Here is a 17,209-nt window from a genome sequence, read left to right as displayed (position 1 = left end):
TAATTATTTTTTAAAACGCAAATCTAAGGTATTTGGATATTCTGGGTTCACAGGAATTTCTTTAAATCTAAATTTTTTAGAACTTCCTTGCTTTTCTACTGTTCTTTCAGTTTCTTTTTCAGAATTTTTCTCTTTTTTCTTTTCTTTTTCTGGTGATATTTCTCCTTGTGTATGTCCAAAGTTCCAAAAACGATTAATTCTTCGAGATTCTGCTTCAAAACTATTTACAGGGTATGTTTCGTAAGATCTACCTCCTGGGTGCGCAACAAAGTAAGTACAACCACCTATAGAACGTTTGTTCCAAGTATCTACAATATCAAAAACCAAAGGTGTATCTACACCAATTGTAGGGTGTAAAGCAGAGTAAGGATTCCAAGCTTTATAACGTATACCCGCTACGTACTCTCCATGAATTCCCGTATTTTTCAATTGAACTTTAACGCCATTACAAGTTAGTGTGTATCTTTCATTGGTAAAATTGGTAACTTTTACTTGCAATCTTTCTAAAGAAGAATCTACATATCTCGCAGTTCCTCCACCAGTCATTTCTTCTCCTAATACATTCCAAGGTTCTATACCTGCACGCAATTCTAAATGCATGTTATTAATATCTACCATACCATACAAAGGAAAACGAAATTCAAAAAACGGATCAAACCAATCTTCTTTAAATTTATAACCTGCTTTATTTAGTTGGCTAACAATGTCTTTAATGTCTTCTCTTACAAAATGCTCAATCAAAAATTTATCATGTAATTCTGTACCCCATCTTACTAAATTGTGTTCGTAAGGTTTTTTCCAAAACCAAGAAACTAAGGTTCTTACTAATAAATTTTGCATTAAACTCATTTGCGCATGAGGTGGCATATCAAAACCTCTCAGTTCTAAAATACCTAACCTCCCAGATGAAGAGTCTGGAGAGTATAATTTATCTATACAAAATTCAGCTCTATGCGTATTTCCTGTTAAATCGGTTAATAAATGTCTAAACAATCTATCTGTTAACCAAAAAGGAACTTCACCGTCTTTAGGTATTTGGCTAAAAGCAATTTCTAGTTCATACAAACTATCATGTCTGGCTTCATCAACCCTTGGGGCTTGACTTGTAGGTCCAATAAATGAACCAGAAAATAAATAAGATAATCCTGGGTGATGTTGCCAAAAAGTTAGTAAACTTCTTAACAAGCTAGGTTTACGCAATAGCGGACTGTCTTTTGGAGAAACCCCACCTAAAGTAACATGATTTCCTCCACCAGTTCCTGTATGCTTACCATCTAGCATAAATTTTTCGGTACCTAATCTCGATTTTTTTGCTTCCTCATAAATGGTAAACGTGGTGTTTTTTAAGTCGGTCCAGTTTTTTGAAGGGTGCACGTTTACTTCAATTACTCCAGGATCTGGAGTAATTTTCATCGATTCTAAACGATTGTCGTGAGGCGGACCGTAACCTTCTAAAACTACAGGTATTTCTAATTGTCTTGCAGTAGCTTCAATAGAAGCCAACAAATCTAAATAATAAGCAGCATCTTCTAAAGGAGGTAAAAACAAATGCAATTTACCATCTCTAACTTCTGAGCATAATGCCGTTCTTACAAAATAATTGGGCATATTTTTAGGAACGCCATTTTCTATAAAGTCTTTATAACGTTTAGATACCACTTGTCTAAAACTTGGCAAACGTTTCTTTTTAGAAAATAAATCGGGTTCGTAAATAGGAAAAAGTTCGTGTTCTGGTTTTTGTTGTAAAGAGTTTAGTGGCAAACGCAAACCTACAGGAGAATTTCCTGGAGTTAAATAGATATGATTTCTTCTAAACGTCCATTCGCTACTAAACCATTTTCCTTCTGTTTTATTTAAAGGAAGCACATAGCCTACTGGTTCTGAAACTCCGTTTTCTAAAATTTCTGTAATTTTTTCTTGTGCTAAAGACGCATCTTTGTCTTCTTTCGGGTTGTAATCAACAGGCATATTACCCTGTTCATACATCAGTAAAAAAGCATCTTCAAATGTTGGTTTTATATGATTTGATGTTACTCCTAAATATTGCGTTAGGGTTTCTAAAAATAAAACAGCAGCATTGTCAGAAAGTACTGTTTTAGGAGCTAAAGCAGCTAATAAGTTTGGGTTAAACCATATTTTTCTGCCATCTTTTCGCCAACATAATTCTATAGACCATCTTGGTAAAGGTTCTCCTGGATACCATTTTCCTTGTGCGTGATGTAAAAATCCACCTTCGGTAAAATTATCTAAAAAACGTTTGGATAAATCTGCTGCTAATTTTCGTTTGTGTGCTCCATCTGCAGCAGTATTCCATTGTTCGCTTTCCATGTCATCAATAGAAACAAAAGTAGGTTCGCCCCCCATTGTTAAACGAACATCATTTTTTTGCAATTCTTTTTCTACTTTATTACCTAGCTTATCAATAGCTTTCCATTGATCTTCAGTATATGGTTTTGTAACCCTTGGCGATTCTAAAATTCTTTTTACGGAGTTTTCAAATTCAAAAGTTGTTTCGCAAATGTCTGATAATCCGTAAACAGGAGCTGCACTTTCAAAAGAAGGTGTGCAAGCTAAAGGAATGTGTCCTTCGCCAGCTAATAAACCAGAGGTAGCATCAAAACCAATCCAACCAGCACCAGGTAAATATACCTCTGCCCAAGCATGTAAATCTGTAAAATCTTCGGCAGGACCAGAAGGACCGTCTAAAGATTGTTCGTCTGATTTTAATTGTACCAAATACCCAGATACAAAACGTGCTCCGAAACCTAGATGACGCAACGCTTGTACAAATAACCATGCATAATCTCTACAAGAACCATTTTTTTGACCGAGTGTTTCTTCACAACTCTGAACACCAGGTTCCATTCTAATATTGTAATTTAAATACTCATAAATTTTTCTGTTGATGTCTATTAGAAAGTAAATTGTTTTACGAGGTGTCATGTCTAAAGATTTTAAAAAATCTTTAAGTAACGGTCCGTTTTCAGTAACTTCTAAATAAGGTAAAAGCTCTTTTTTTATGGTATCATTATATTTAAACGGAAACTCTTCTGCTGCTTCTTCAACAAAAAAATCAAACGGATTTATTGTTTTTAAATCGGCAATAATTTCTACATCAATAGAAAGTTCTTCTGTTTTTTCAGGAAAAACAACCCTTGCTAAATAATTTCCAAAAGGGTCTTGTTGCCAATTAAAAAAATGATTTTCAGGTTTAATTTTTAATGAATAAGATTCTATTGGAGTTCTAGAGTGAGGTGCAGGACGTAATCTGAAAACATGAGGAGAAAGTTTAACAGATCGATCATATTTGTATTTTGTTTTATGAGAAATTACAATTTTTAATGCCATAAAGGAGCTTTATATGATTAAATTAAAAGACATCATCTTTGATGAAAGACAAATTCCACCTGCAAATATCTTAAAATAAAATCGACATCATTGTATATTATGATATTTTTAATAAAAAAAGATTTTCAATGCTTTAATTTAGTTTTTTTGTTGAAAAAAGTTAAATTATTTTCAAATTTTTGGTTAATTATATATTATTATTGTATTATCAATATTTGTACATCATAAAACATATTTAAATTGAAAGCACCTACTAACTTACCTATTTTTTCTTCTTATAAGTTTGATTCTAGATTTTATGATGAAATTTTCACAAACAATAATGAAGTAAGACAAGTTTACGAGACTTTATTTAATTTATTTAATGAGTATTCCGTTAATGATTTTGCAAATTTAAATGATAAAGCAAAAGATGCTTTTTTTAATCAAGGAATTACATTTCAGGTATATGGAGATAAAGAAGCCAAAGAGAAAATTTTCCCTTTTGATTTATTTCCTAGAATAATTGGTTATGAAGAGTGGTGTAAAATAGAAAAAGGAGCATTACAAAGAAGTAAAGCTTTAAATGAGTTTTTATGGGATTTATACCATGATCAAAAAATTATTAAAGAAGGTGTTGTTCCTATTGAGTTGATTAATTCTTCTGTAAATTTTCTAAAACAGATGAAAGGTTTCGACCCTCCAGGAGGTATTTATAACCACGTTTCTGGTACAGATTTAATAAAACATTCAGATGGAGAGTATTACGTTTTGGAAGATAACATTAGATGCCCTTCTGGGGTAAGTTATGTTGTGGGAAATAGAGATGCCCTAAAACGAACTTTATTCGGTGTTTTTGATCATTATCAATCTTATAATGTATCTGATTATGGTCAAAACTTGTTAGAAATAATTGAATCTGTAAAACCCAAAGGAGTAGATGTTCCTAAATGTGTTGTTTTGACTCCAGGAGTATACAATTCTGCTTATTATGAGCACTCTTTTTTAGCAAAACAAATGGGAGTAGAGTTGGTTGAAGGACGAGATTTATTTATAGAAAATGATTTTGTCTATATGAAAACTATAAAAGGCTTAGAAAGAGTTGATGTTATTTATAGACGAGTTGATGATTTATTTATTGATCCTCTTGAGTTTAAAAAAGACTCTTTATTAGGTGTTCCAGGATTGTTTAAATGTTACATGAAAGGAAAGGTTTGTTTGGTAAATGCACCAGGAACTGGTGTTGCAGATGATAAAGCTATTTATACTTATATGCCTCAAATTATAAAATATTATTTAGATGAAGAGCCTATTTTAAATAATGTTTACACTTACCATTGTAGCAGACCGTCTGAATTAAAATATGTTTTAGAAAACATAGATAAATTGGTAATAAAACCTGTTGATGAATCTGGTGGATACGGAATTTCAATTGGAAATAAACTGACTAAAGAAGAAATAGAAAAAGTAAAAATTACTATAAAAGAAGATCCTAGAAAATACATAGCACAACCTATAATGTCACTTTCTACACATGCAACTTATATAGAAGAAGAAAACTCATTTGAACCAAGGCATGTAGATTTAAGAACCTTTACTTTATTGGGTAAAGACAAAGATTTTGTTTTAAAAGGAGGTTTGACGAGAGTTGCTTTAAAAAGAGGAAATTTAGTGGTAAATTCTTCACAAGGAGGAGGGTCTAAAGATACTTGGGTATTAAAAAAATAAACAAATTTTATGTTAGCAAGAGTAGCCAATAATTTATTTTGGATGGGACGTTATTTAGAACGTTCAGAACACATCGCAAGATATATGAAAGTCAATTATTTTTCGTCTTTAGATTCACCAAATGAATTAGGTCAATCAAGACAATTTGTATTACGTTCTATGTTGTTTGTAGCAGATGAAGAAGAATTGAAAGAACATAAGGAATTAGATGAGAAAAAAGTATTGTTTGATATTGGTTTAAACCCAGAAAAACAATTTTCTATTTTATCTTCTATAAGAAATGCACAACAAAATGCAAATGGGGCAAGAGATTTAATTTCATCTGAATTGTATGAATCTATAAATACACTAAATAGAGTTGTAAGAAATTATGATAAAGATAGATTTGTAAAAAACGGATTATTCGATTTTACAACGATGATTACTGCTAATGTAGCTTCTTTAAGAACTAAAATTCGTAGTACCCTTTTGCATGACGAAGTGTATGCTATAATTATGCTAGGTATTTATATTGAAAGAGCCAATCAGTTAATTCGAATTATAAATTCGAAATATAACGATGCTTTGGTAGAAAAAACAAATTCTGGAGCTTCTGTTACAAAAAGTTATGAATGGACTACATTGCTTAAATGTGTAGAAACATATGACATGATGAGAAGATATTATAGGAAAATTCCTACCAGTCATACAGTTTTAGATTTTTTAATTTTAAATCCTGTTTGCCCTCGTTCTATTATGAACTCTTTAAATAACATTCAATATTACATTGGTTTCTTATCAAAAGAAGAAATACCAAATAAAGATTCTGCAGCGTTTCTAATAGGTAAATTAAAGTACGATCATCAATATAAAACTATTGAAGATGTGCAAGAGAATTTAAAAGGGTTTATAGAAAAACTAGTAAAAGATTTATTTTCAGTTGGCGAAAAAATGGATAAAGATTATTTTAGCTTGTATTAATTAATTTTAGCTTGTTTTATAAATTATAAAACTCCATGCTTTCTATAATCAAATCTTCAGGAACTTTACAGTCTATTTTATAATCTTCAAAATCATTTAATAATACAAAATTTACTTGTCCGTTTACATTTTTTTTATCGTGTTTTAACAAATCTATAATAGCAGAAAAATCACCTTTCATCAAATTTGTTTTATCATAAATACCTAAAATAACTTCTTTTATTTCCTCAACTTTTTGTAGTGGAAAACTCAATAATTTAGACGAAATATAACTTTCACAAATCATTCCTATAGCTATGGCTTCACCATGAGTAAGATTTTCTTTGTCTTCAGATTCTAAATAAAAAGACTCAATGGCATGCCCCAAAGTATGACCAAAATTTAATATTTTTCTTAACTGTTGCTCTTTAGGATCTTCTAAAACAACTTCGTTTTTTATTTCAATAGAACGAAAAATTAAATCACTAATTTTTAGTGACTTATTGTTCTTTATTTCATTAAAAAGTTCAATGTCATAAGTTAATCCATACTTTATAATCTCTGCGGTACCAGATTTAATTTCTCGTTTTTCTACTGTAGATAAGTATGTGTCATCTACAATAACCATTCTTGGATTAGCAAATAAACCTATTTGATTTTTAAGTACACCTAAGTCAACACCAGTTTTTCCACCAACAGAAGCATCAACCATAGACAAAAGAGTTGTAGGAATATTTACAAAATCTATTCCTCGTTTAAAACATGAAGCCACAAAACCTCCAAGATCTGTAATTACACCACCGCCTAAGGTAATCATCAAACTTTTTCGATCACCACCCAATTCAGTTATTGCATTCCAAACTCCAATACAAGTTTCAAGATTTTTGTTTATTTCTCCCGCCTCAATTTCAATAACCTCAATTTTCTTGTCTGTTTCTATATGCTTTATAAATTTAGGATAACAATGTTCAAAAGTATTTTCATCTACCAAAATAAAAAGAGTAGAGTAGTGTTGTGCTTTTATTAATTTAGATAATTCTTGGTACCCTTTCTGTTGAAAATGTACAGGATAGGATGCTGCTTGTATGGTTTGCATTACTTATAAATATTGAATTTGCAAATTAAATAGAAATAATTCAAATATTACCATGCTTGTACTATATTTGTTTTAACTAAATCGATATAGTATGAAGCTTTTTGATAATACAGAAGTAGCATTCTCTTTAAAATCAGATTCTGAGTTAGAACGTGCCTATTTTTTATTTAAAATGATTCAGAATGAACCTATGGTTCGAATAGGAACAGCAGTAACTAATTTTGCATTAAAAGCACACCTACCTGTAGAAGGTTTAATACGATCTACAGTTTTCGATCATTTTTGCGGAGGAGTAACCGAAGAAGATTGTCTGCCAAACATTGAAAAAATGTATAACAAAGGTGTTTCTTCTGTTTTAGATTATTCTGTAGAAGGCAAAGAAGATGAAGCAGAGTTTGATGCTACCGTAAAAAAGATTTTAAAAATCATCAACTTTGGAGAAGAAAAACAGTCTATTCCTTTTGCAGTTTTTAAACCCACAGGTTTTGGAAGGTTTAGTTTGTATCAAAAAATAACAGAAAAAAAGACGTTAACTAATAATGAGAAATCAGAATGGTTACGTGTTATAGAGCGTTATCACACAGTTTGTAAAGCAGCGGTTAAACAAGATGTACCTATACTAATTGATGCAGAAGAAAGCTGGATGCAAGATGCAGCAGATCATTTAATTGAAGATTTAATGGAAATCTACAATACAGAAAAAGCTATTATTTTTAATACACTACAGATGTATCGTCATGACAGGTTAGATTACCTTACACAACTTCATCAAAAAGCTAAAGAAAAAGGGTTTTACATTGGTATGAAAGTGGTTAGAGGCGCTTATATGGAAAAAGAACGCAAAAGAGCTGAAGAGAACGGATATTTATCGCCCATTTGTAAAGATAAACAAGCGACAGATGACAATTATAATAACGCCATACGTTATATGATGCAACACCCTAAAATGGCACTTTTTGCAGGTACACATAATGAGAAAAGTTCTTATTTAGTAAAACAATTAGCAGAAGAAAAAGAAATTTCTCCTAAAGATATGAGGTTATGGTTTGGGCAATTATATGGTATGAGCGATCATATTAGTTTTAATCTAGCAAATTATGGCTACAATGTTGCAAAGTATGTACCCTTTGGTCCTGTAAGAGATGTAATGCCTTATTTAATTAGAAGAGCAGAAGAAAACACTTCTGTATCAGGACAAACCAGTAGAGAACTAAACTTATTAAAAACGGAGCGTAAACGCAGAAAATTATAATGGCTACTGTAGAAGAGATAAAACTTTTATTGCGTAAAAATAAATTAAGACTTCAAGAAGAACTTTCTCAAAGTAAAGAAGCAATGCAATTAATTAGAAAATCTACAAGAACCGGTTTAACAATTGAAGAAAAAGTAAAAATTAAAGAACAACTATTAGATATTTGTAAAGCTATACCTGCACTTGCTGTATTTTTATTACCAGGAGGGGCGTTGTTGTTACCGCTACTCATAAAATTAATTCCAGATATTTTACCATCTGCCTTTAAAGAAGATCCTATCAAAAAAAAGAATAATTAATATTTGGGCGTTCCTTTCAGGGCGCGCTTTACGTTGCAAGTCCTCGTTCGTTACCTCACTGTGGGCTTTCCACTGCAATCGCTAACGCACACTTTTGCCAACATTAAGATAATTTTAAAAGCACTAATTTGTATAAATTATAAATAAGTGGAAAACAAGTTTTTTTATCAGACTAATTTAAAAACACTTATATTTGTAAAGTAAACTTTAGGAGTAGCTAGTTATATCTAGTTTGAGAAATATCCTTAGAACCTGATTTTGGTTAACACCAACGTAGGAAAAAGTTATTCTTCAAAAAATAGTAGATTACTATTTCTAGTTTACAGTAAATTTTAAAGTATGATTACTGTACAAGTAAACCAAAAAGAACATCAAGTTGCTTCAGCAACCACGGTAGTAAATTTAATAAATCAATTAAAAATACAAACTAATGGTATTGCTATAGCCATCAATAATCGGGTTGTAAAAAAAACAGATTGGAATGTGCAACAATTGCAGCAAAACGATGTTGTTTTAATCATCAAATCTACTCAAGGAGGGTAAAAAATTATAACACAAATTATATATCAGCATAATAAAATTTCTAGGATTAAAATTGCTACTAAATTTATAAATTAAAAAGCTCATAGCTATAACAACATGAAAAGTAAAGACACCGCACCAAAAAAGGGACAAATTACAAGAAAGCCTTTTCCAAACTCTAAAAAAGTTTATGTACAAGGAAAAATTCACCCACAAATTAAAGTAGCAATGCGCGAAATAAGTTTGAGTGATACCAAAGATTCTTTAACAGGAAAACTGACTCCAAATGAACCTGTAACCGTTTACGATACGTCTGGACCATATACAGATCCTAACAAAGAAATTAACGTACATAACGGTATAGAAAGAATTAGAGAGCAGTGGATTTTAGATCGTGGTGATGTAGAAGAACTAGATAGCTTTTCATCAAAATATTGTAACGAGCGTTTAAACGATAAAAGTTTAGACCATATGCGTTTCGATTTAAAGCACAAACCAAAACGTGCTAAAAAAGGACAAAACGTTACCCAATTACACTACGCTAAAAAAGGAATCATTACGCCAGAAATGGAATACATTGCTATTCGTGAAAACCAACGAATTGACGAGATGACAGAAATTAGAAAGCAACATCCAGGAGAACATTTTGGAGCTTCAATTCCTGCAAAAATTACGCCTGAGTTTGTACGCGAAGAAGTAGCAAGAGGACGTGCTGTAATTCCATCAAACATCAATCACCCAGAAGCAGAACCTATGATTTTGGGTAGAAACTTCTTGGTAAAAATAAATGCCAATATTGGTAACTCTGCAACTACTTCATCTATAGAAGAAGAAGTAGAAAAAGCTGTTTGGGCATGCCGTTGGGGAGCTGATAATATTATGGATTTATCTACAGGACAAAATATTCACGAAACACGTGAGTGGATTGTACGTAACTCTCCAGTGCCAATTGGTACCGTACCTATTTACCAAGCTTTAGAAAAAGTAAACGGTGTTGCCGAAGATCTTACTTGGGAAATTTTTAGAGATACTTTAATTGAACAAGCAGAGCAAGGGGTAGATTACTTTACTATTCACGCAGGGGTTTTATTACGTTACGTACCAATGACGGCAAACCGTGTTACGGGTATTGTATCTCGTGGAGGTTCTATTATGGCAAAGTGGTGTTTAGCACATCACAAAGAAAGTTTCTTATACACGCATTTTGAGGAGATCTGTGAAATCTTAAAGTCATACGATGTTGCCTTTTCTTTAGGAGATGGTTTACGTCCAGGATCGGTTGCCGATGCCAATGATGAAGCTCAGTTTGCAGAATTAGAAACTTTAGGAGAACTTACACAAATTGCACGTAAGCATGAAGTACAATGCTTTATAGAAGGGCCAGGTCACGTGCCAATGCACATGATTAAAGAAAACATGGAAAAGCAAATTGAAGTTTGCGACGAAGCTCCTTTCTATACGTTAGGGCCTTTAACAACAGATATTGCACCAGGTTACGACCACATTACCTCAGGTATTGGTGCTGCCATGATTGGTTGGTACGGTTGTGCCATGTTATGTTACGTAACACCAAAAGAACACTTAGGTTTACCTAATAAAGAAGATGTACGTGTTGGTGTGGTAACTTATAAATTAGCCGCTCATGCTGCCGATTTAGCCAAAGGACATCCAGGGTCTCAACACCGCGATAACGCCTTAAGTATGGCACGTTTCGAGTTCCGTTGGGAAGATCAATTTAACTTAGGTTTAGATCCAGAACGCGCTAGAGAATATCACGATGAAACGTTACCAGCAGCAGGGGCAAAAGTAGCACACTTCTGTTCTATGTGTGGACCAAAATTCTGTTCTATGAAAATTTCTCAAGAGGTACGTGATTTTGCTGCCGAAAACGAAATTTCAGACGAAAACGAAGTTCTTCAAAAAGGAATGGACGAAAAATCAAAAGAATTCAAAGAAAAAGGTAGTAAAGTGTATATCTAAAATATATTTTAGGAAGTTCCCACGCTAAAAAAAGCGTGGGCGGGCTTTCCGTTGCAATCTTTTGCAAAAAAGCAAAAGGATTTACACTGCAATCCCTAACTCAAAAAAAACAACTCTAATTATTATAACAGTTGTAGCTACAAACACAGTAAAACAATGATTGTTTTAATAGCACCAGAAAATGATGTTCCTAATGAAATAGACATACTAATACGTCTATTTGAAGAAGGATTGGAATACTATCATTTTAGAAAACCAAATAAAGATTACGCAGCACATTGCGAGTATTTACATCAAATAGATAAAAAATACCACAACCGTATTGTAGTGCACTACCATCACGAATTGGTAAATGAGTTTGATTTAAAAGGCATTCATTTTCAAGAACAAAAACGCAAAGATCATATAGATAATCCTAGTGAATATTTTACAGGTTTAAACATGTTTGGTAAAACCATTAGTTCTTCGTTTCATGAACCCGAAGATTTAGAATCTTGTTATTTTGAGTTTGATTATCATTTGTTGAGTCCGGTATTTTCATCAATCTCTAAAAAAGGGTACGAGGGTAGAGGTTTTGATGTAAATCATATCGATAAAACTATAATTGGTATGGGAGGAGTAACACCAGATAATTTATCAAAATTTACCAAACTAGGTTTTAAAGGTGTTGGTGTATTAGGTGGCATTTGGAATGTAGAAAACCCTGTTGAGGTTTTTAAAAAAATGAAAGTTTTTTTCAGTTAGCAATTATCAGTGAACAATAAACAATACATATTAACTATTGCAGGTCATGACCCTAGTGGAGGTGCCGGAATAACATCCGATATTAAAACATTTGAGGCGCATGGGTTGTATGGTTTGTCTGTATGTACAGCAATTACAGTTCAGAATGATGTTGAGTTTAATCAATGTATTTGGACAGATACAAAGGTTATTACCAATCAAGTAGAAATACTTTTTAAACGGTTTAAAATATCGGTAGTAAAAATAGGACTTGTAGCATCTTGGGAGGTTCTTGAAAAAATAGTAGTCTGTTTAAAAAAGATAGACAAAGCAATTAAAATAATTGTAGACCCGATTATAAAAGCTTCTGCAGGTTTCGATTTTCATAGTACCGAAAATCAAAATCGTTTAGATAAGATATTACAAGATTGTTATTTAATAACACCCAATTATAATGAGATACAACAATTGTATCCAAAATTAAATATACAAGATACAATCACACATATTTCTAGTCTTACAAATATGTACCTTAAAGGAGGACATAGAATAGATAAAAAAGGAGTTGATGAGCTGTATTACAATAAACTAATACAATTAAATATTTTACCATTAGCCACTTCAATATCCGAAAAGCATGGTAGTGGTTGCGTATTATCTTCTGCTTTAGCAAGTGCTATTGCTTTAGAAAATAATATAGAAGACGCTTGTAAAAGCGCAAAATATTATACAGAAGCATTTTTAAATTCTAATACTAGTTTATTAGGAACACATAACTATTGCAAAAACTGATAAAAATGATACCAAAACTACACTATATTTCTCAGGGACAAACTCATAACGAGCATCTAGAAAATATTCAGAAAGCATGTACTTCTGGAGCAGAATTGGTGCAGTTACGATTAAAAAATGTTTCAGAAAATAAAGTTTTAAAACTAGCGCAACAAGCTAGAGAAATAACGAGTCATTTTCAAACACGATTAATTATAAACGATTACTATAAAGTAGCTAAAGAAATTAAAGCAGATGGTGTGCATTTAGGTAAAACAGATACCTGCCCTTTAATCGCTAGAAAAGAATTATATACATGGCAAATTATTGGAGGTACAGCAAATACCTTGCAAGACTGTCAAGCTTTAATCAATAAAGAAGTAGATTATATAGGTTTAGGTCCTTTTAAATTTACAGAAACTAAAGCAAATTTAAGTCCTATTTTAGGTTTAGAAGGTTACGCAGCAATAATTGATGCGTTACAAACAGAAACACCAATATTAGGAATAGGAGGCGTTACGTTAGATGATGTTACTGCTATCTTAGAAACAGGAATTTCAGGTATTGCAGTATCAGGAGAAGTAACTCAAGATTTTGATCGGATAAAAAAGTTTAACCAATTATTAAATGCATCTTCTACCAAAGAACTTAAATATACTTTTAATAAAAAATAGTTGCTTAAAAGTTTTTAGTAAATAGCTAAGAACAAATTATCAAAAGAAACAAAATGAACGATATTTTAAAAATAGCAGATAAAACATTTACTTCTAGATTATTTACCGGAACAGGTAAATTTAGTACGTCTGCATTAATGAAAGAAGCACTTTTAGAAAGTGAAAGTGAGTTGGTTACCGTAGCGTTAAAACGTGTTGAGGTAGAAAACGAACAAGATGATATTTTAACACATTTGTCTCATGAAAGAATTCATCTTTTGCCAAATACATCAGGAGTACGTACGGCAAAAGAAGCTGTTTTTGCAGCAGAATTATCTAGAGAAGCCTTAGAAACCAATTGGGTAAAGTTAGAAATTCATCCAGATCCAAAATATTTATTACCAGACCCAATAGAAACTTTAAAAGCAGCTGAAGAATTAGTAAAATTAGGTTTTGTGGTGATGCCATATATTCATGCAGATCCTGTATTATGTAAGCGTTTAGAAGAGGTGGGAGCACAGTGTGTTATGCCATTAGGCGCACCAATTGGGAGTAATAAAGGATTAAAAACACAAGAATTTTTAGAAATTATTATAGATCAAACCAATGTGCCTGTAGTGGTAGATGCTGGTATTGGAGCTCCTTCTCATGCAGCATATGCTATGGAGCTAGGTGCAGATGCTGTTTTGGTAAATACGGCAATTGCGGTGTCTAAAAATCCTGTAGCTATGGCAAAAGCTTTTAAAATGGCGGTTGAAGCAGGTCGTATGGCTTACGAAGCAAAATTAGCACCTGTGAAACAACACGCAGAAGCAAGTAGTCCACTAACTAGTTTTTTAAGTTAAGAAATGAATACTTTTCAAAATTTATTCGACACCTATAATTGGGATGAAACTTTACAAAGCATTTTTAATAAAACTGAAAATGATGTATTAAGTGCTCTGGCAGCTACAAAAAGAGATTTAGAAGATTTTAAAGCATTATTATCTCCTGCAGCAAAACCTTTTATAGAGCAAATGGCGCAACAAAGTAGGATGCTTACTAAAAAACGTTTTGGAAATACAATACAAATGTATGCGCCAATGTATTTAAGCAATGAGTGTCAAAATATTTGTACGTATTGTGGTTTTAGTATGACCAATAAAATACCAAGAAGAACACTTACTGATGCTGAAATTTTAAAAGAGGTTGCTTTTTTAAAAGAAAAAGGATATGACCATATTTTATTAGTAACAGGAGAAGCTAATAAAACAGTAGGAGTACCCTATATTAAAAATGCAATTCAGTTAATACGTTCTCATTTTTCTAATATTACCATAGAAGTACAACCTTTAGATCAAGATGAATACGAATTGTTGGTAGAAAATGGTTTGTATGCAGTTTTAGTGTATCAGGAAACGTATCATAGAAACGAATATAAAAAACATCACCCGAAGGGTAGAAAATCTAATTTTGATTACCGTTTAGATACTCCAGATAGATTAGGGAAAGCAGGGATTCATAAAATTGGTTTAGGAGCACTTTTTGGTTTAGAAGATTGGAGGGCTGATAGTTTTTTTACGGCATTGCACTTAAAGTATTTGCAGAAAAATTATTGGAAAACAAAATATTCTATTTCATTTCCTAGGTTGCGTCCGCATAGTGGTGGATTAGAACCAAAAGTAGAAATGACAGATGCTGATTTAGTGCAAACTATTTGTGCTTTTCGTTTGTTAGATGAAGATGTAGAACTGTCTATGTCTACTAGAGAAAGTGAAATTTTTAGAAATAATATTGTTAATTTAGGAATTACTTCTATTAGCGCAGAATCTAAAACAAACCCAGGAGGTTACGCGGTGGAGCCACAAAGTTTAGAACAATTTGAAATTTCTGATGAGCGTAGTACAGAAGATGTAGTTGCGATGTTAAAAACGCAAGGTTTAGAAGTGGTTTGGAAAGACTGGGAACAATTTAGTCATTAAAATTATGCTAAGTAAAGCGGAAAGAAAACAATACAATCGTCATTTAATTTTAGATAAAATAGGCGAAACGGGTCAGCAAAAATTAAAAGCAGCAAAAGTTTTAGTAATTGGTGCAGGTGGTTTGGGTTGCCCAATATTACAATATCTTACCGCTGCTGGTGTTGGTACTATTGGTATTATTGATAATGATACGGTAGATCAAAGCAATTTACAACGTCAAATTTTATATACTTATGATGATATTGGAAAGTCTAAAGCAACAACTGCAGCAGAAAGACTTAGTAAGTTAAATCCGTTTGTAAAATTTAATGTTTACAAAGAGTACTTATCTAAAGATAATTCGATAACACTATTTAAAGAATACGATATTATTGTAGATGGAAGCGATAATTTTGCAACGAGATACTTAACCAACGATACCGCAGTTTTAACTAATAAACCATTAGTTTATGGTGCTATTTTTAAGTTTGAAGGGCAAGTAAGTGTTTTTAATTATAAAAATAGTGGAACGTATAGGTGCTTGTATCCAACAGCACCAAAACCAGACAGTTCTCCTAATTGCTCAGAAATTGGAGTTTTGGGAGTTTTACCTGGGATTATAGGTAGTTTACAAGCGAACGAAACCATTAAAATTATTTGTGAAATAGGGGAGGTATTAGCAAATAAGTTGTTGATTTATGATACGCTAACTATGAATCAAATGGTATTAAAGTTTGATAAATCTGATGCGTCTAACATAAAAAAGCTAGAAGACGATTACGAATTTTTCTGCGGGATAGAAAAAGTAAAACATGAAATTACATTAAAAGAATTGCTTCAAGATAAAGAAAAATACAATTTATTAGATGTCAGAGAAAATTCTGAAAGAGAGGAGTTTAACATAGGAGGAATACATATTCCGTTAAAAGAATTGCCTCTTAAAATAAAAGAATTGCCAACAGATAAACCTTTGGTTGTTTATTGTAAAATTGGAGATAGAAGTAAAAGAGCTATTAAATTTTTAGAGAATACTAATTTTAAATCCTCATTAATTAACTTAAAAGGCGGGTGTTTTTCTAGATAAAGCTAATGTCATATATATAGAAAAATAAAAGCATAAAAAATCTAACTATATTTTTTATGCTTTTATAGAATTAAATATCATCTATTTAATTCATTATTGATAGTTTATTAGAAACCACCAGAAACACCTATTTTTTGTCCTGTAATAAATGAAGCTTTGTCAGAAGCTAAAAAAACGGCAAGTGCTGCTATGTCTGTTTTTTTTCCCATTTTACCTAAAGGAGTGTTGGCTGTAACATAAGATTTAACATCTCCAGTAATTTTATTGCCTTCAGTTTCTGTTGGACCTGGTAAAATGGAATTCACTCTAATATTTCTATTACCAAGTTCTTGTGCTAATACATTAGTTAAAGCATCTACAGCAGCTTTACTAGCAGTGTACAGCGAAGTCATAGGAGTCGGTTTCACAGTTGCAATAGAGCTAATATTAATAATACTTCCACCATTTTCATTAAAATGGTTTATTGCTTTTTGAGTTAATAAAAAAGTACTCAAAACATTTGTGTTAAAGTGATTGTGAAACTCCTTTTCAGTAACAGTTTCTATAGGTTCAAACTTATAAACCCCTGCATTATGTACTAATGTGGTAATTTTTCCAAATGTTTTATTAACAGTTTTAAAAAGAATTTCAATGTCTTTTTGCTGACTTACATCAGCTTTAATAAGTATTGCTATGCCTCCTTGACTTGTAATTTCTGAGACCACTTTTTCTGCTTCAATTGCATCACTATTGTAATTAACAATAATTTTGGCACCTTCTTTTGCCATGTTTTTTGCAATTTGGGCACCAATACCTTTTGAAGCTCCTGTAACCAAAATAACCTTATTTTCTAATGTTTTCATAAGTTTTAAAATTGATGTTTAATAATAAAACAAATGTAGATTGCTTAACAAAA

Annotated in this window: 15 protein-coding genes and 1 riboswitch; of the genes, 12 read left to right on the top strand and 3 right to left on the bottom strand. The window is 31.9% G+C overall.

All coding sequences use genetic code 11. The features are described 5' to 3' along the window. Positions 1–3 precede the first annotated feature (3 nt). The gene (locus tag DUT90_RS07745; RefSeq protein ID WP_114426592.1) at positions 4–3,348 is read right to left on the bottom strand and encodes a DUF2126 domain-containing protein; all 3,345 of its coding nucleotides are present in this window, start codon (positions 3,346–3,348) and stop codon (positions 4–6) included. A gap of 240 nt (positions 3,349–3,588) precedes the next feature. On the opposite strand from DUT90_RS07745, the gene DUT90_RS07740 reads away from it, so the two are divergent. After that, complete coding sequence (locus DUT90_RS07740; RefSeq protein WP_114426591.1) at positions 3,589–5,055, top strand: circularly permuted type 2 ATP-grasp protein; 1,467 nt, start codon at positions 3,589–3,591, stop codon at positions 5,053–5,055. A 9-nt stretch (positions 5,056–5,064) separates the two neighbouring features. Then, positions 5,065–6,015 carry an alpha-E domain-containing protein gene (locus tag DUT90_RS07735; RefSeq protein ID WP_114426590.1) on the top strand — a complete coding sequence of 317 codons (951 nt, stop codon included), beginning with the start codon at positions 5,065–5,067 and terminating at the stop codon, positions 6,013–6,015. A 16-nt stretch (positions 6,016–6,031) separates the two neighbouring features. Here DUT90_RS07735 and aroB read toward each other — a convergent pair whose 3' ends face one another. After that, positions 6,032–7,090 carry a 3-dehydroquinate synthase gene (gene aroB / locus DUT90_RS07730; protein ID WP_114426589.1) on the bottom strand — a complete coding sequence of 353 codons (1,059 nt, stop codon included), beginning with the start codon at positions 7,088–7,090 and terminating at the stop codon, positions 6,032–6,034. A gap of 91 nt (positions 7,091–7,181) precedes the next feature. On the opposite strand from aroB, the gene DUT90_RS07725 reads away from it, so the two are divergent. The 10 genes from DUT90_RS07725 (at position 7,182) to moeB (ending at position 16,314) form a co-directional block, all read left to right on the top strand. Continuing rightward, positions 7,182–8,342 carry a proline dehydrogenase family protein gene (locus DUT90_RS07725; RefSeq protein ID WP_114426588.1) on the top strand — a complete coding sequence of 387 codons (1,161 nt, stop codon included), beginning with the start codon at positions 7,182–7,184 and terminating at the stop codon, positions 8,340–8,342. Then, on the top strand, positions 8,342–8,641 hold the full coding sequence (locus DUT90_RS07720; RefSeq protein WP_114426587.1) for an LETM1 domain-containing protein: 300 nt from the start codon (positions 8,342–8,344) through the stop codon (positions 8,639–8,641). The genes DUT90_RS07725 and DUT90_RS07720 overlap by 1 nt, the downstream gene beginning before the upstream one ends. 199 nt (positions 8,642–8,840) lie before the next feature. Beyond that, a riboswitch (TPP riboswitch) is annotated at positions 8,841–8,938 on the top strand. 42 nt (positions 8,939–8,980) lie between these two features. Continuing rightward, positions 8,981–9,184, top strand: a complete 204-nt coding sequence (gene thiS / locus DUT90_RS07715) for a sulfur carrier protein ThiS (RefSeq protein ID WP_114426586.1) — start codon at positions 8,981–8,983, stop codon at positions 9,182–9,184. 96 nt (positions 9,185–9,280) lie between these two features. Continuing rightward, entirely contained in the window at positions 9,281–11,143 is a 1,863-nt protein-coding gene (gene thiC / locus DUT90_RS07710) for a phosphomethylpyrimidine synthase ThiC (protein WP_114426585.1), read from the top strand. Between the two features lie 156 nt (positions 11,144–11,299). Next, positions 11,300–11,887 carry a thiamine phosphate synthase gene (locus DUT90_RS07705; protein WP_114426584.1) on the top strand — a complete coding sequence of 196 codons (588 nt, stop codon included), beginning with the start codon at positions 11,300–11,302 and terminating at the stop codon, positions 11,885–11,887. Positions 11,888–11,896: 9 nt separating this feature from the next. Next, on the top strand, positions 11,897–12,658 hold the full coding sequence (locus tag DUT90_RS07700) for a hydroxymethylpyrimidine/phosphomethylpyrimidine kinase (RefSeq protein WP_114426583.1): 762 nt from the start codon (positions 11,897–11,899) through the stop codon (positions 12,656–12,658). A 5-nt stretch (positions 12,659–12,663) separates the two neighbouring features. Beyond that, complete coding sequence (gene thiE / locus DUT90_RS07695; protein ID WP_114426582.1) at positions 12,664–13,311, top strand: thiamine phosphate synthase; 648 nt, start codon at positions 12,664–12,666, stop codon at positions 13,309–13,311. A gap of 53 nt (positions 13,312–13,364) precedes the next feature. Continuing rightward, the gene (locus tag DUT90_RS07690; RefSeq protein WP_114426581.1) at positions 13,365–14,135 is read left to right on the top strand and encodes a thiazole synthase; all 771 of its coding nucleotides are present in this window, start codon (positions 13,365–13,367) and stop codon (positions 14,133–14,135) included. 3 nt (positions 14,136–14,138) lie between these two features. Further along, positions 14,139–15,251 (top strand): 2-iminoacetate synthase ThiH, encoded by a 1,113-nt coding sequence (gene thiH / locus DUT90_RS07685; RefSeq protein WP_114426580.1) that lies wholly within the window; start codon positions 14,139–14,141, stop codon positions 15,249–15,251. Position 15,252: 1 nt separating this feature from the next. Further along, positions 15,253–16,314 (top strand): molybdopterin-synthase adenylyltransferase MoeB, encoded by a 1,062-nt coding sequence (moeB, locus tag DUT90_RS07680; RefSeq protein ID WP_114426579.1) that lies wholly within the window; start codon positions 15,253–15,255, stop codon positions 16,312–16,314. Between the two features lie 107 nt (positions 16,315–16,421). Here moeB and DUT90_RS07675 read toward each other — a convergent pair whose 3' ends face one another. Continuing rightward, entirely contained in the window at positions 16,422–17,156 is a 735-nt protein-coding gene (locus DUT90_RS07675) for an SDR family NAD(P)-dependent oxidoreductase (protein WP_114426578.1), read from the bottom strand. Between the last annotated feature and the right edge of the window lie 53 nt (positions 17,157–17,209).

Source organism: Polaribacter sp. WD7, assembly GCF_003335085.1.
GTDB lineage: Bacteria > Bacteroidota > Bacteroidia > Flavobacteriales > Flavobacteriaceae > Polaribacter.
The sequence above is the reverse complement of the archived record's forward strand: the minus strand, read 5'-3'. Positions and strand labels throughout refer to the sequence as shown.

What these genes read in the sequence shown, in the direction of transcription:
- DUT90_RS07745 (WP_114426592.1), bottom strand. Translation starts at nt 3,348, where the DNA reads ATGGCATTAAAAATTGTAATTTCTCATAAAACAAAATACAAATATGAT.
- DUT90_RS07735 (WP_114426590.1), top strand. Translation starts at nt 5,065, where the DNA reads ATGTTAGCAAGAGTAGCCAATAATTTATTTTGGATGGGACGTTATTTA.
- aroB (WP_114426589.1), bottom strand. Translation starts at nt 7,090, where the DNA reads ATGCAAACCATACAAGCAGCATCCTATCCTGTACATTTTCAACAGAAA.
- DUT90_RS07725 (WP_114426588.1), top strand. Translation starts at nt 7,182, where the DNA reads ATGAAGCTTTTTGATAATACAGAAGTAGCATTCTCTTTAAAATCAGAT.
- DUT90_RS07720 (WP_114426587.1), top strand. Translation starts at nt 8,342, where the DNA reads ATGGCTACTGTAGAAGAGATAAAACTTTTATTGCGTAAAAATAAATTA.
- thiS (WP_114426586.1), top strand. Translation starts at nt 8,981, where the DNA reads ATGATTACTGTACAAGTAAACCAAAAAGAACATCAAGTTGCTTCAGCA.
- thiC (WP_114426585.1), top strand. Translation starts at nt 9,281, where the DNA reads ATGAAAAGTAAAGACACCGCACCAAAAAAGGGACAAATTACAAGAAAG.
- DUT90_RS07705 (WP_114426584.1), top strand. Translation starts at nt 11,300, where the DNA reads ATGATTGTTTTAATAGCACCAGAAAATGATGTTCCTAATGAAATAGAC.
- thiE (WP_114426582.1), top strand. Translation starts at nt 12,664, where the DNA reads ATGATACCAAAACTACACTATATTTCTCAGGGACAAACTCATAACGAG.
- DUT90_RS07690 (WP_114426581.1), top strand. Translation starts at nt 13,365, where the DNA reads ATGAACGATATTTTAAAAATAGCAGATAAAACATTTACTTCTAGATTA.
- thiH (WP_114426580.1), top strand. Translation starts at nt 14,139, where the DNA reads ATGAATACTTTTCAAAATTTATTCGACACCTATAATTGGGATGAAACT.
- DUT90_RS07675 (WP_114426578.1), bottom strand. Translation starts at nt 17,156, where the DNA reads ATGAAAACATTAGAAAATAAGGTTATTTTGGTTACAGGAGCTTCAAAA.